Below are 15,171 nucleotides of genomic sequence, written 5' to 3'. Positions count from 1 at the left end.
TTCATTGATCGAGAGGATCCGCCATGTCTCACACTATTCACAGCAAAAAGAAGCTGCTGGCGCGAGTGCGCCGCATCAAGGGGCAGGCCGGAGCACTGGAGAGCGCGCTGGAACAAGAGAGCGACTGCACCGCCATCTTGCAGCAGATCGCCGCCATTCGTGGCGCCGTCAACGGCCTGATGCTGGAGGTGCTGGAGGGACATATGCGCGAACATCTCGGTGCCGTCGATGCCACCCATGCCGAACGGCTGGAGGATCTGGATCAGGTGGTCAACGTGCTGCGATCCTATTTGAAATAGCCCAATACAGAGACGCCCGGCAGCAAGCCGGGCGTCTCGTCAATCAAACTCCCCATAGGGGGTCAGGGGTTGCGGTGGCATATCGAGATCCCCCCGCCACGGCTTGAAGGTGTAGCGCAAAAACAGGGTGGCATGACTGGGGGCATAGTCATCCGCCTGCTGGATATCGATCCGGCCGCCGATGCGCCAGTGATCCGTCAGCCGGTGCTCGACCAGCGCGTTGACGGTATAGCCCGTGCCACGGCTGCTGCCACCGGCCACGGTGGCATCCTGATCCGGCAAACCATCCGGCAACAAACCGGGCAGAGGATAGCGGCGACTTGCGTCGCTGTGAGAGCGGGACCAGGCGAGCGTCCCGCCCAGATCCCATGACCAGTCGCCACTGCGTTGACTGAATCGCACTGGCACACCGAACGAGAGATAGCGCTCGGGACTGTAATATCCGCCGCGACCCAGGGTGTAACCGCTCAAATCCTGTTCATGGTGCCAGGCCATGACCCGCCCCCCGATGGTCACCCGTCGGTTGGCCTCGTTGATCAGCTTGTAGTAGCTGCCCCCCATCAGGCGGGTACGCCAGTTATCCGGCACATTCTCGCCCGTCAGCAAGTGCTGTTGCAGGCTGCCCCAGTGACCCAGCGCGCCACCCTGATCGTGACTCAGGTTAAGACGTACGCCGTTGGCCCGGATCCCCCCCCAGCGGATGCCGGTCGCAGGATCCACCGCCCCGCCATAGGAGAGCAGCGAGCTGTTCAGCGGTCGCCGCGACAGGGTGGCGCGCCAGCCAATCTCATGCCACTTGCCGCGCACCGTGGCCCCGCCGACCCAATCCACCACCTCGAATCCCAGCGGCGTGGTGCCGAGATCCGCCTGCCACTGATCCCCCTTCCAACCAACCGCCAGGGTGTGACCCGTCGCCTGCTGTGACTCATTGCCCCAACACTCGCGAGTAGTACAGGTGCCAAAACTGGCGCGGTAAGGAGAGTCAGGGAAAGATCCGGCATCCATCGCCACCCGTTCGATACGGCCAAACAGAGCACCACCGGCCAAAGGGGTATCCAGCTGCAACATCTGGGTCAGGGCCTGCAGATCCGAGGTTCCCTCCGATCCCTTGCTCCCCCAATAGTCACTGTCAAACGACACAGTGGTTTGGCTCTGTCGATAGTGGCGGTCAAGATCACGGCGCACGCTGCCGACCAGCCAGTCATCCTGATCCCGACTGAGCGCCCGGGCAGTCAGTGCCGCATCATCCAGCGGCTCAGCGGATGTCAGCCCTGCGGCGGTGAGCGCCTTGCGATCCAGCGCCAGCGCACCCTGCGTATCACCAGTGGCAAAACGCTGGCGAGCCGCATCGCGCCAGAACAGAGCTCTATCTTGGGAAGGGGCACCTGCGGCCACGGTGGGGGCATAGGCGGTGAAGATTTCGCTGGCAATCCCGGGCTCATCCAACTGCTGATAGAGATTGGCGACCCGGCGGTAATGGTTGAAATCACCGCCTACCGGAGCGCTCGATGACCAGACGGGCAACCAGTGGCGGCTCCCGGCCTTGTCTCCCTGTGCGAGGGCCAGTTCAGCCATGCCAAGGCGAGCCCCCTGATGATCCTCGTCTTTGCTCAGGATCTCCCAATAGTAATGCTCGGCCTGCGGCCGGTCACCACGACCGGCCGCCCACCCGGCCAGTGTCAGCGCTATCGAATCATCCGGCAGCAGGGGGAGCAGCAGACGCTCGGCCGCCGTCACCTCACCCGCGTCATGGAGTGCTCTGGCCTCTGCTATCAGCTCCCGCTCTGCCAACCGGCTATCGAGTTGTGCCATCTGGCTGCTCCAGCGCTGGGCAGGCACCTCGGCCAGCACCCTGCGGGCACGGGATAGGGCTCCCTGACCGGAGAGATAGAGCGCGGTGGCATAGCGCAGGTCACTATCTTGTGGATTGGCCGCCAGCGCACTCTGCAATAACACGCTGGCAGCCGTCGTATCGTTGGCCGCCGCCATGGCCACTGCGGTGCGATAACGCCGCCACGGATCCTCAGGCGTCAATCCCAGCGCGACATGGCGTTTATTCAATGCCTGCGCCCGATAGCCGGATTGCTCGAGCGCCGCAGCATCCCGCTCCAGCAGATCAGCCCTGAGACGATCCCCCTGTTTTTGCAATGCCGCTGACCCCCCCGGAGAGAGTAGCGCCAGTGCCCGCTCAGGATCCTGCTCCCGATAGAACTCAAACAGCCGTAGCCGTGCCCGTTCATTCTTGGGGGCGATATTCAGAGCCCGCAGATAAGCCTGCTCGGCGGCACCCTGCTGGTGACGTGCCAATTCGCAATCCCCCAGCCCCAACCAGGCTTCCGGCCTGCTGCCATTCAGCCCGATCACTTGCCGATAGAGCGTGGCGGCCTGCTCCCACTGCTGGCTGGCCTGCGCCTGTTTTGCCCGATCGAGGATCAGCCAGTAACGATTGTTCTCCCACTGCCGTTCCCAGCGACCTCGCTGGGGGAGATCGGGATGGCGTAACAACCGCTCAAACAGGCGGTTGGCCTGCTCACGCTGATGCTGGCGGGCATAGGCCACCCCGAGTACCCCCATCACTTCGGGATCATCCGGGTAGCGTGTTTGCAGCCGCTGCAACTCGGCCAGGGTGGCGCGCTTGTCTGCCGCCAGCGCCAGAATGGCCTGACGCTGACGAAATGCAGGAGAGGCCCAGAGTTCCTCCTGCTGCGCCAGCAGGGTCTGTGCCTCGTCACTGCGGCTGTCGGCCGCAAAGGTGACGATAAACTGCTGCAAGGATGCCAGACTGGCGGGGCCAACCGGCATGCGGCGAATATCCGCCAGCCAGACCCTGGCCGCGCTGTCTCGCGTCGGATAACTGGCCGCCATCTTGTGCAGCAGGGCCATCCCCTCGTCACGATGGCCGGATAACAGCAGACGCTGGGCGAGAAAGGTTCGCAATCTGTCGTGCCCAGGATAGCGCTGATCCAGCGTCTGCATCATGGCCAGCGCCTCGGCGCGATGTGCCGGGATCCGGTCATTAAGCACCGCATATTCAACCGCCAGCTCCAGGTTGGGCGCCTCATCCCCGCCAAACAGAGCGCGATAGCACGCCCGGGCCCCCTCCAGATCCCCTGCTTGGACCAATTGGCGAGCCTGCTCTAGCCGGGCTCTCGACGCCGGCTCATTGATCCGCAGGTTGAGCATGCCCAGCCGGTAGAGAGAGGAGTCGGGGGCCAGCTTGCCAAGTCGTTTCAGCAGCGCCTCCGCCTCCTCCAGCTTGCCGCGGGCAAGGGCAAACCTGGCCTGGGCGGCAAGCAACTCGGGATGTTGCTGCTCAATCAGGGAGAGCGAGTAGAGTGAGTTGCCGAGCAGATCTTCGTTATGGGTCACTTCACCCAGACGGATCTGCGACAACAGCCACTCAACCGGTTCTACCACCTCCTTCGCCTGCACGCTCCCCAGCAGACTGGCCACCAGCCAGATCAGGGTCAGCGGGCGCGTTGGCATTCATCACTCCAGCGTGGCAACAGGGTGCCATTGGCTGCGAAACGAAAATGCCCCTGTGCCCAGCCATGACCAAACAGAGTCAGCACACTGGCGTAATAGCCATCGCCCTGAATAAGGGGCTGCTGCTGCAGTTGCACCGCCAGCGGCAACCCGCTGGCCAGTGGCAGCAGCGCGGCAGCAAAGCCGTGATCACCACGGCTCAACACCTCGCCGGTCAGGGTATCCACCCGTTCCGGTACACCCTGCCCAGTCAGCGCCTCACCGGTCGGGGTATCCATCTGTTCCGCTACGCCCGGCTCAGTCAGCGCCGCCAGCATGGGGTTGCGGTGACTCAGCTGCGCCGCTATGGCTGGGTCATCCTCGCGCAACGCCTCGCCGGTCTGGGGATCTACCGGTTCCGCTACGCCCTGCTCGGTCAGCGCCGCCAGCATGGGGTGGAAGTGACGCACCAGCGCCTCTCTGGCCGGGTCATCCTCGCTCAGCATGCCGAGCCAGAGGTAGACCCGGATCCCGTCATAACTGCCCACGCTACCTTTCGCTTCAGTCACCTGCCAGCCAGACGCCTGCCGCCAGTCGATCCAGTCAGGGGCAAAACCACGGGGCGCGGTGGCGGTCAGCAGCGCAGGCAACAGGGTGCGCATCTCCTGCCACGGCCCCTGCATGGCAGCAAAACGGGCCAGCAACTGGGGCGGCAGGTAGCTCGGGTTGAGGGTCCAGCGCCCCTCCCCGGTAAAGCCGCGGGGAGCAGGCAACAGCACGGGGCCAAGGCCCGGCAGCCGGGCCACCTCTTCACGGGCGATGCGACGCAGCAGCATGGTACCGATGGATTGATAGCTGTGGTTTTGCCACAACCGCCCCGCCTCCAGCAGGCTGTAGGCAATCCAGAGATCCGAATCGGCGGCGCTGTTGTCATCGAGCACGCCGAGGCTGCCATCACTGCGCGTCCCCCACTGCCAGGCTGGCAGAAAACCGGTCAGATCCCCTCTGGCGAGCTGCACTTCGGTCCACTGCAACAGGCGTTCGAAGGTCTCCCGATCGTCGTTGACCAGCGCAAAGAACAGGCCGTAGCTCTGCCCCTCCGACGTGGTGATGCGGCGGCCATCGGCAGGATCAATGACCCGCCCCTCCTCGCTGATGTAGTGATCCTTGAACTGCTCCCATTCTGGCCAGTCACAGCCCGCCCGGGCAGGCTGCAGCGAACAGGCCCACAACAGCAGGCAACCCCAGATACGCAACGCGCTTCTCATCTCTTACTTTTCCTTCAAACGACGACGGCTGATCCCGGCCAGCAGGACCCGCAGTCCCCAGCCCAGCAACAGCATGCAAGTCACGGTCAGGCCAACCAGCCGCAATGGATGGTGGGCAAACTGCTGCCAGATGTGCTCCCACCAGGGCAGGTAGCCCACTGTGTAGCGATCCCCTACCGCCAGACTGCTCACCCCGGATGCCCGGATGATGGCCACCGACCCCGCCACCTGTGACCGCAGCTCGTTCTGCTGCAACGTCTCATTGAGCAGCCTGGCGCCAGCGGGGCCATCGGCCAGCATGGCCACCAGACTGCGCTGGGGATGGACCGGGGATTGCAGCCCCACAATGGCGGCAATGGCCAGGTTGCCCGTCATGGCGACCCGACTCTCGGGCTGGCGATCGCTGGGGGAGCCCGCCAGCTCAGGCCGGTTCTCGCGTCTTGGCCGGTTGACCCAGCTGCGAGTCGATGCCAACAGGGCATCCGGTTCGGCATCGTGACGAAATTCGGCGGGCAGCTCGCCGATCAGCAAGGTGTCGCGGTCAGCATCCCGCGCCTTTAGCCAATCACTGGTCAGGGTCACCGCCAGCGCCGGATAACCGGTCTCGGCACCGATAGCCCCCAGGGTATCGAGCAGGGTCGTTATCTGCTCTGACGATGGACTTTGCGGCATCACTATCTGGGTTTGTGAGAGATCAGCCAGCCGACTGAAGGGGAAACCGGCGCCGGAGAAGGCCCGCAGATCCGGCATCTCGATGAAATGGCGATAGCCGGTGAAGTCGATGGTCGACTCGTCATCGATACGCACCAGATGGGGGGGCGGCAGGGTCAGATCGCAGCGCCCCTCCTCATCCCCGCCCATCATCTGGCGCGCATATTCAAACTTGAATCCCAGACTGTTGGCCTGACTGGTCTTGAGCCCGGGCATGGTCAGCGCCCGGGAGCCGTCATCCCCCGCCAGCCAGAGCGGCAGGGTGAGCCACTGCTGGCCACGGGTTGCATCCGGTTCGAGGGGGTATGACTTCATGAACTGGCCATTGACCATCATGTCCAGTCGGGAACCGTTGCGCAGGGTCGGCGTGCTGTAGTGATAGTCGAGATTGAGCTTTACCCCTTGCGAGCCCGCCATATAAAGATCGGGGGGCAACCGCAGGGTCAGATTCATCGGCCAGGGGGCATAACCAGAGGCTTGCAGCTGGGTAGGGTAGTCGAGCAGCTCGGCAAAGCGCATCGGGCGATCCAGCCGCACCCAGTTGGGCGCGTCATAGGGGACTCTCGGCGCCAGCGCCGTGACGGCATCCACCTGCACGCTCTGGCCACGCAGCAGCACATTGCCCTGGGCAATCCCCTTGCTGGCGGTGACCAGATCCTGATCATCCCGCCCCAGGATCAGCAGCAATTTCACATAGGGGTTATCGGGGGCACTGATCATGTCGATGGTCGGCCCGCTGACCTCGGGGTAGTCGAGAAGGAACGCGGGGCGCTGCCCGTTGGTCGCGAAGATGATGCCATTGCGCTCCGGCACCTTGTCTATCAGCACCGGAAAGTGCTGCCCCCGCCATTTGGCCTGGACCCCGAACCAGGAGGCGAGGATCGCCGCCGCCTGCTGCTGGACAGAAGATACGTCACCGGCAAACACCATGGGCAGTACCAGCTTGCCCTCATCCCGGGTATCGAGGAAGGGCATGGGAAAGAAGGAGAGCTCGTTGCGCACCGGCAGAGTCTGCAACTGCAGCGTCAGCCGGGAGTCACGATTGATGTTGAGCCACAGCGTATCGCTGGCTGGATTCTCGCACACCCGCTGATAGTGACCGATGAAGTTGAACTTCAGGTTGTTGAAATCCTTGGCGTAACGGGGCTCCAGCTCGAAACGGGCCTGACTACGCTGCCCCATCTGCTCCTTGGCAAATGCCGAGACCCCCATCAGCTCGTTATTGAAGTAGAGCTTGAGCTGGGAGATCAGCGGCAACAGGGCCGGAGAGGGCGTGAAGTCGACATCGACCAAAGCCCTGGTCACCACCTCGTCGCGCCGCACAGTGAAGTCGGCCAACCCATCCGGCAGATTGCCACGCAGGGAGAGGGTGCCCGGTGCGGCAGCCAGCTGCTCGAGGGTCAGCGACAAGGTGCGCACCGGCGCAGGCACCGGCGGCTGCGGCCCCATTGCTGACGAATCGGCAAGCAAGCCGGTGGCGAGCGCCACCGGGGCGGCCAGCAACAGCGGCAGTATTAGGTGTTGTAGTTTCATCATCCTTTCACCGTCTGGATCATCGATGTCGGCAACCGGCCAGCAGGCGCAACGCGACGTGGAATATAAGAGCGCAGCCAGCGGGCCAGGCGTTCGAACTGATTACATAGCGGGAGCAACGGCGTGCCCCGGGAAAAACGCCAATAGGCCCCCCATCCAACCCGGGCAATATCGAGCAGGCTGTGCAGCGGGCGATCCTTGCCAAACCCCTGCTGCCAGAGCGACCAGTTATCGGCGCGGGCAAAAGTGCACTGGATAAAGGCGATGTGTTGCCCTTTATCCATCTCTTCCAGCTCCAGCCCCACGCGATGTGCCATCACACGCCGCACCCGGGCGGCAAAGGCCGACTCCCGCAGGCCATTGCGCAGCAGCAACCAGACCCGGTCGTTCTCCTGCAGGGGCTGCGCCGACGCCAGCGCCAGACCGACGCCGCCGTTGGAGTAATCCGTCAGGTTGCAGGGGTAGATAAAGCCGTTGCCCAGCTTGATGGCAGCGCTCATGTTCATCTCCACTCTGGGGTTGCTGCGCACCTGCCTCGCCTCGAATGCCACCGCCAGCGCCCCACCCAGAATGGTCAGGTTGTAGAGGGTCCATACCATGCTGAGCAGCACCGCGGGCACTTCGTCCGCTTGCCCGGCCAGCAGGCGCCAAAGCCCGAATCCCAGCCCGCAGAAGTTGAGCAGAACCAGCACCAGATAGGGGCGTGACAGCGCCAGATCGAGATAGCCCTGTTCGTTCAATCCCCCTTTGGCGGTGACATTGAACTTGCCCCGGTGGGGAGCAAACAGGGCAACCGTGGTGGGCCAGGCGATATACCAGGCCAGCACTGTCTCGTAGACCTCCCCCCAGAAGGAGTGGCGCACCTTGCCCTGCAGCCGCGAGTTGGTGATGGCGCTATGGAAGATATGGGGCAGCATGTAGAGGGCGATGGTCATGGCCGGGGCGTAGATGATGTAGGCATGCAGGATCAGGAAGGCGAGCGGTGCCGTCAGGAAGATCAAGCGCGGGATCCCGGAGAGGAAGTGCAACATGGCGTTGAAGTAGCAGAGCCGCTGCCCGAGGCTTATCCCTTTGCCAAACAAGGGGTTATCCAGCCGCAGGATCTGCACCATGCCGCGCGCCCAGCGGATGCGCTGGCCGATATGGGCCGACAGACTCTCGGTCGCCAGCCCGGCAGCCTGGGGAATGTTGATATAGGCGGAGTGATAGCCCTTGCGATGCAGGCGCAACGAGGTATGGGCATCCTCGGTCACCGTCTCCACGGCGATGCCACCAATCTCATCGAGGGCGCTGCGCTTGATCACCGCACAGGAGCCGCAGAAGAAGCTGGCATCCCAGATGTCATTGCCGTTTTGCACCAGACCGTAGAAGAGGGCCCCTTCGTTGGGCATCTTGCGAAAACGGTGCAAATTGCGCTCGAAGGGATCCGCCGAGAAGAAGTGATGGGGGGTCTGTACCAGACCGAGGGCAGGATCTTTGAAAAACCACCCCACCGTCATCTGCAAGAAAGAGCGAGTCGGCAAGTGGTCACAGTCGAAGATGGCCACCAGCTCGCCGCTCGCCATCTGGAGGGCATGGTTGATATTGCCTGCCTTGGCATGCTCATGGGTGGGGCGCGCCACATAGCGGATCCCGGCCTCTTCGGCAAACTGCCGGAACGCCTCTCTATCCCCGTCGTCGAGCAGCCAGACGGTCAGCTTCTCTTGCGGCCAGTCGAGCGCCAGCGCCGCATAGACGGATCCTTTGACGATGGAGAGATCCTCGTTGTAGGTCGGGATCATCAGATCCACCGTCGGCCAGCACGCACGATCCCTTGGCAGGGGCGCCGGTTTGCGATGCAGCGGCCAGGCGGTCTGCCAGTAGCTCAGCAACAGCACCAGCCAGGCGTAGGTCTCCGCCAGCAACAGCAGCAAGCCGCAAAACAGGCTCACGGGATCGAACCAGTCGAGGGTCGAGGTGTAGCGCCACCAGATATAGCGGCAGGAGACGGTCACCGACAGCACGATCAGCATCAGCGCCGGATAGCGCCCCGGCACCACCCGCAGCAACAGGGCAATGAGAGCCAGCAACAGCACAAAAAAGAGCTGGGCCTGCGGATCAAAGGGTTGGGTGATGCAGAGTAGCGAGAGCAAGCCTGCCACAGTACCGAGCACCTTGCCCTGCCAGGTCAGGGTACGGGCCGTCAGCGGCGCCTCATAGCGCGCCACCAGATGCCCCGTCGCCCGTTGCACTCGCTGCGAGAGCGCCGTGCCTGCCTCGGCAAACCTGATCCGCCAGCGGGAACGGCCAGCGGCCCGACTCCCTGCGTCAGCTCGCCAGCAGAGCAGCCAGAGCCCCTGCAGCAACAGCCGCAACGGATCACCGGCACCGGGGCGGGTTCTCGTTGACGCAAACCGCGCTCGCTGGGCCAGCAACCACTGCCAGTTGGCATTCTCAAGGGGGAAGAGCGCCCAGGCCAGCAACCCGCAAGCGGTCAGGGTGAAGGCAGCCCAACGGGAGGCGTGGCGCTGGCGCAGCAGCCGGTAGCGGGTACGGATCCGCGTGCTGGCCTCGGGGGTCACCAACCAGAACAGACTCACTGTGCCAGTTCGCCCCGCAGGCACCAGCTGGCAATTTCCGTCAGTTCATGGGCAATCATGCTCTCTGGTGCATAGGCCCCTGCCGGTTGCTTGGCTGCCAGCGCACAGGCCATGACCTCGTCCCGATGCAACCTGACGCTGAGAATGGGCAGTCCGGCTTGCAGCCAGAGCTCCAGCAGATCCTGCTGCAGGGCACGGCGACTGCTGAACTGGGTCAACAACAGCCGCTCGTTGGGGGCCAGCTGATGGCGATAGAGCCGCACATGGCAATTGGCATCGGCATGGATCACCGTCAGTTGCAGACTCAGCCACGGGAGTGCAAGTCCGGGTGGCATATCCAGCAAGATCAGGTCATATCCTGACAACTGTTGCAGCCAGTCGAGGGCGTCCGACACCTCCGCGCCACCGTGAGCCAGCAGGTCGATATCGACAGCGCAGTTCAGCACCTTGTCGCGCCACTGTTGCGCGGGAGCCGTCAGCTGGCTCCAGCCAGACTGCTCATCATGGGGGCGGCCAAAATGGAGCCCGAGCAGATTATCCTGACAGAGATCGACCACCAGCACCCGGCCCCCCTGCCGGGCAGCAGCCCAGGCGAGACCGGCCACGATAGAGGTCGCCCCCACGCCACCGCGCAATCCCCGCACGCCGATCACCCTCATTGGCCGCGGCGCCTCATGTCACACTCGACCAGCAGGGGATACTGCTGGCGGATGGCGGCCAACTGCTCCTCCAGCAGGATATTCTGATAGTTCAGATGCAGGGCAAACTCCTGCTGCAAACGGCCCACATCGCTCTGGCTCTCCTGCTTGCCTGCGCTGGTAGCAAGCGGCGGGTTGACCGTCAACATCCCCTGATTCATCGCTGATACGCTCCGTTAACGGGGATAGGGAACCCAGTCCCCTTTCCCCTGCTTGATGTAGTACTGCCCCTGATACTGGATAACGCTGGCACCCTGGTTTTCAGAGACAGCCGGGGTCTGGGGCAAGTTATTGAACAGTCCGCCCCAGTCGATGGTGTCGCTACCGAAGTAGTTGCCCGCCACCACTCTGGCGACCAGTTCCGAGACCACCAGCAGACTGCTGGGCTGATCGATGACTCGGGTGGGGGCATGCTCTGCACGGGCCCCCACCAGCCGGATACCGACCGGCACCCGGGTGATGGCGGGGCTGGGAATATCGCGCAAGCCGGACATCTGCAGACGATCACCGGAAAGGGCCGCGCCATGCTCCGGCACCATCACCACCATCACCTTGCGACCGGACTGCTCCAGTCGGGTGATGAAGCCATCGAGCTGATCCATCAAGGCACGCAGCCGCGCCTTGAACGGGGCGATCTGCCGGGAGCTGGCCCAGCGATTGCCATCGTGCAGGGTGGTGATGTTGAAATAGGCGATGTTGCGACTGGATGGACTCTCGACACGTCGCTGCAGCCAGCGCGCCAGCAAGGCGTCGCTGTTGGGGATCTCCTCCCCGATAAAGGAGGTCACCTCATAGGGCAGACCCTGTTTGTCCATGGGCTCGCTACTGACCCCGGCGTAAGCCTTCAATGACTTGAGGTCGTTGCCATAGGTGCCCGAGTGATCCATCACTATCTCTTTTGCAAACCCGAGCCGGGCCAGGTTATCCATCAGCAGACACTCAGCCTGGGGCGCCTGATAGAGATCGTGATGGCTGACCTGACCACAGCTGGATCGCAACAATCTGATGGCGGCAGGCCCGCTGTAAGAGGTCGACGAGTTGAAGCTCTTGAACAGAGCATCGAAGCGGCTCAGCAGGGGATGATCGGTCAGGCCGCTCGCCTCGATATCGCTCCAGGAGAGAGAACAGATTTGCAGCAACAGCACATCAAAGGGTTCAGCGTCAGCTGGCAGGGACGATGCGAAGCTGACCCGCCGATCCCGCTCCGACTGGTAGAAGCGATCCAGATAGCCATTGAGATTGTCGCTGGTCGGCGCAGCCCCCTGATCCAGCGCCTGACTGGCGGTAACCGGCATGGAGGCCACCGCAGCCCCACCCGGCACATTGGCTTGTGCTTGCGCCTCACGGAAGGGAGATTGCAATCCCAGCGAGGCAAGGTGGGGTGAGAGCGTCAGCCACAACAGGGAGATCAGCATCCAGGGGGTAAAGCGCAGCCATCTGGCCAGAAACAGGTACCCTGTCAGCATGACAAAGGCGACCCCCACAATGTTCCAGTTGATGAAACGGCCCAGCAGCTCGAGGAAGTAATCGAAGGTGAACGAGAACACCATCTTGCCCTGCCCCATGATGCTCTCGATCCCCGGCAGCCAGGTGTCGTGATAGAAGAGCCCGACACCTGCCGGCAAGGCGATCAACAACCTTACCCGCCGCATCAGCGTCGAGGAAAGTGGGAAGAGCAGAAACGCGGCAAAGACCAGATTGGCCAGCGGGTGGAAATTAAGATATCCCCCCCACAACAGCGCCAGTTTGCCCAGAAAATAGAGGTTCCAGCCGCCCAGCCCGCGCCAGTTAGCACCGGGGGCGGTGAGAGAATCAGAAGGTGTATGTTGTGTCATAGAATCCGGTCTACCCATCGCCACCGAACCGGACAGTGACCGCTCTGGTATAACGTCTGTAACTAGATGAAATAATTGATGACTCACCATATTAATCGATGAACCATGTACTGGAGCTTAAGCGAGATCAAGGTCAGCACGGGTTTGGCGATAAATCTGGCTATCCCTGGGGAGCGACCACCAGCCACCACAACTTGAAACCAGGGGGAGATCGGGGATGGATGCGAACTGCTTGAGGCGTAATGGGGATTACGCCATGATGTCCAGCCCGGCTGACCGCCGGTTTTACTGGACAGTCAATTTCAAGGATCCCCCATGTTTGAACACGTCGATGCCTATGCTGGCGACCCCATCCTGACCCTGGTCGAGACCTTCCACAAAGACACCCGCGAGCAGAAGGTGAACCTGGGGATCGGCCTCTATTACGACGAGCAAGGCCGTATTCCGCTGCTGCCGTCAGTGCAGCAGGCCGAAGCCCAGCGCGCAGCTGCCCCGGCGCCGCGCCCCTACCAGCCGATGGAAGGCGCCGCCAACTACCGCACCGCAGTGCAACATCTGCTGTTTGGTGCCGACCATGAAGCGGTCAAGGGGGGACGCATCGCCACCATCCAGACCATCGGCGGCTCCGGCGCCCTGAAGATCGGCGCCGATCTGCTCAAGCGCTACTTCCCGACCTCCGAGGTGTGGGTCAGCAATCCGACCTGGGACAACCACAAGGCGATGTTCGAGGGTGCCGGCATCAAGGTGCACGACTACCCCTACTACGATGCGGCTACTGGCGGCGTGCAGTTCGATGCCATGCTCGACTGCCTGAGCACCTTGCCAGCCAAGAGCATCGTGCTGCTGCACCCCTGCTGCCACAACCCGACCGGGGTGGATCTCTCCCGCGCCCAGTGGGATCAGGTGATCGCGCTGGTGGTCGAGAAGAACCTGATCCCCTTTATGGATATCGCCTATCAGGGCTTTGGTGATGGACTGGAAGAGGATGCCTACGCCATCCGCGCCATGGTGGCCGCCGGCGTCAGCTTCTTCGTCAGCAACTCGTTTTCCAAGAACCTCTCCTTCTACGGCGAGCGCTGCGGCGGCCTGTCGGTCATCTGCAAGGATGCCGAAGAAGCTAGCCGCGTACTGGGTCAGATGAAGGCCACCGTGCGCCGCAACTACTCCAGCCCCCCCACTCACGGCGGCCAGATCACCGCGGCGGTGATGAGCCAGCCCGCGCTGCACGCCCTGTGGGTCGATGAGGTGACCGAGATGCGCACCCGCATCAAGGGGATGCGCCAGAAGCTGTTCGAGGTGCTGAGCGCCAAGGTGCCGAGCCGCGATTTCAGCTACTTCATCAACCAGCGCGGTATGTTCAGCTACACCGGCTTCACGCCGGATCAGGTGGATCGCCTGCGCGAAGAGTTCGCCGTCTATCTGGTGCGCTCCGGTCGCATGTGCGTGGCGGGTCTCAACAGTCGCAACGTCGACTATGTGGCCGACGCCATGGCGGCCGTGCTCAAGGGCTAATCCTCACCAGCCCCGCTTTGGCGGGGCTTTTTTTGTCTGTTGCGTTCACAGTCACCTCTTGATGGATCTGCTCACCCTCCTCCGGCTGTGAGAGAATGCCAGCCGGTCACGCTGAATCTCCCTGATTCCGAGCCTGTTTATTTCATCTACTTATCTTCAGGAGCCACTATGGATCTGAATTCCCCCTCTCTCGGCTGTGAGAGAATGCCAGCCGGTCACGCTGAATCTCCCTGATTCCGAGCCTGTTTATCTTCATCCGCTTATCTTCATCCACTTCAGGAGCCACTATGGATCTGATCGCTCTCTCTCGGCTGGGAGGTCGCCATCTGGTCACCCTGCACCTGCTGCTCGACAACCAGAGCGTCACCCGCACCGCCGAGCGGCTCTGCACCACCCCCTCCACCGTCAGCAAGACCCTCAACCAGCTGCGGGATCTGCTGGGGGATCAACTGCTCTATCGTCAGGGCAACCAGCTGCTGCTCACCCCCATGGCCGATCGACTGGCCCCCACCCTGCACCGGCTGCTGGGGGAGCTGGACGGTCTCACCCGCCAAAATGCCTTCAACCCCCAGCAGTGGCAGGGCAGCTTGCGGCTAGGATTGCGCGAGAGCGTGATGACCTGGCCGGTTGGCCCCATTCTGGGGCAGCTGATGAAGGAGGTGCCGGGCATGGTGCCAGAGATCTGGAACAAGGATGAGAAGGGGCTGGAGGCGCTGGCAGCGGGCAAGCTCGACTTTGTGATCCTGCCCCATGACCAGAGCCAACCCTTGCCCCGCCAACCGGGTCTGGTGTGGGAGACCCTGCGGGAAGAAAAGCTGGTCTGCCTGCTGCGTAAAGATCACCCGGCACTGACCCAACCCTGGGATCTCGATGCCTACCTGAGCTGGCACCATATCGCCATCCGGGATCAGGAGCTGGCCAACCCCTTCTTCGAGCAGAGCCTGGCCCAGCAACAGGTACGTCGCCAGATTGGCGCCACCCTGCCCGATTTTGCCAGCGCAGCGGCCCTGCTGCCCCAAACTGACCTGATCCTCACCGCCATCGGTGGCTGGGCGGCCTGCATGGCCAGTCAGCCGGATCTGGTGCTGCGTCCGGCACCGTTTGATTACGGCAAAGTGAGTCACAGTCTGGTCTGGTATGGCCCGGCCGGTGACGGTTCGGCCCGTCACTGGTTTCGCCAGCGGATCCTGCAACTGGGTCGCGAGTTGATACAACCCTGAGCCGGGAGACAGACATGACAAGTTGATGTTTCGCCACGGCGAAACATCAAC

10 protein-coding genes are annotated in these 15,171 nt (G+C 62.7%); 3 read left to right on the top strand and 7 right to left on the bottom strand.

Going from position 1 to position 15,171, the window contains the following annotated elements; all coding sequences use genetic code 11:
• Positions 1-23: 23 nt before the first annotated feature.
• Entirely contained in the window at positions 24-299 is a 276-nt protein-coding gene (locus tag BN4575_RS04630; protein ID WP_068977331.1) for a metal/formaldehyde-sensitive transcriptional repressor, read from the top strand.
• 39 nt (positions 300-338) lie between these two features.
• On the opposite strand, the gene bcsC is transcribed toward BN4575_RS04630, so the two are convergent.
• Genes bcsC through bcsG form a run of 7 tightly spaced genes read right to left on the bottom strand, consistent with a single transcriptional unit; the run spans position 339 to position 12,388 of the window.
• Positions 339-3,785: a cellulose synthase complex outer membrane protein BcsC gene (bcsC, locus tag BN4575_RS04625; RefSeq protein WP_068977330.1), complete on the bottom strand. Its 3,447-nt coding sequence runs from the start codon at positions 3,783-3,785 to the stop codon at positions 339-341.
• Positions 3,767-5,032, bottom strand: a complete 1,266-nt coding sequence (bcsZ, locus tag BN4575_RS04620; protein ID WP_083220989.1) for a cellulose synthase complex periplasmic endoglucanase BcsZ — start codon at positions 5,030-5,032, stop codon at positions 3,767-3,769. The genes bcsC and bcsZ overlap by 19 nt, the downstream gene beginning before the upstream one ends.
• Positions 5,033-5,035: 3 nt before the next feature.
• Positions 5,036-7,279, bottom strand: coding sequence for a cellulose biosynthesis cyclic di-GMP-binding regulatory protein BcsB (gene bcsB / locus BN4575_RS04615; protein WP_068977329.1), 2,244 nt, complete (start codon positions 7,277-7,279; stop codon positions 5,036-5,038).
• Positions 7,276-9,855 carry a UDP-forming cellulose synthase catalytic subunit gene (gene bcsA, locus BN4575_RS04610; RefSeq protein ID WP_068977328.1) on the bottom strand — a complete coding sequence of 860 codons (2,580 nt, stop codon included), beginning with the start codon at positions 9,853-9,855 and terminating at the stop codon, positions 7,276-7,278. Before bcsA ends, bcsB begins: the two co-directional genes overlap by 4 nt.
• Entirely contained in the window at positions 9,852-10,514 is a 663-nt protein-coding gene (gene bcsQ / locus BN4575_RS04605) for a cellulose biosynthesis protein BcsQ (protein WP_068977327.1), read from the bottom strand. Before bcsQ ends, bcsA begins: the two co-directional genes overlap by 4 nt.
• Positions 10,511-10,714 (bottom strand): BcsR/BcsP family cellulose biosynthesis protein, encoded by a 204-nt coding sequence (locus BN4575_RS04600; RefSeq protein ID WP_068977326.1) that lies wholly within the window; start codon positions 10,712-10,714, stop codon positions 10,511-10,513. Before BN4575_RS04600 ends, bcsQ begins: the two co-directional genes overlap by 4 nt.
• A gap of 15 nt (positions 10,715-10,729) precedes the next feature.
• Complete coding sequence (gene bcsG, locus BN4575_RS04595) at positions 10,730-12,388, bottom strand: cellulose biosynthesis protein BcsG (RefSeq protein ID WP_068977325.1); 1,659 nt, start codon at positions 12,386-12,388, stop codon at positions 10,730-10,732.
• 315 nt (positions 12,389-12,703) lie between these two features.
• Between bcsG and BN4575_RS04590 the strand changes: the two genes are divergently transcribed.
• Together BN4575_RS04590 and BN4575_RS04585 are read left to right on the top strand one after the other, a co-directional pair.
• Positions 12,704-13,900, top strand: coding sequence for an amino acid aminotransferase (locus BN4575_RS04590; protein ID WP_068977324.1), 1,197 nt, complete (start codon positions 12,704-12,706; stop codon positions 13,898-13,900).
• Between the two features lie 287 nt (positions 13,901-14,187).
• Positions 14,188-15,120, top strand: a complete 933-nt coding sequence (locus BN4575_RS04585; RefSeq protein WP_042024164.1) for a LysR family transcriptional regulator — start codon at positions 14,188-14,190, stop codon at positions 15,118-15,120.
• Positions 15,121-15,171 lie beyond the last annotated feature (51 nt).

Origin of the sequence: Aeromonas sp. EERV15, assembly GCF_900079845.1 — a bacterium.
Lineage (GTDB): Bacteria > Pseudomonadota > Gammaproteobacteria > Enterobacterales > Aeromonadaceae > Aeromonas > Aeromonas sobria.
The sequence above is the reverse complement of the archived record's forward strand: the minus strand, read 5'-3'. Positions and strand labels throughout refer to the sequence as shown.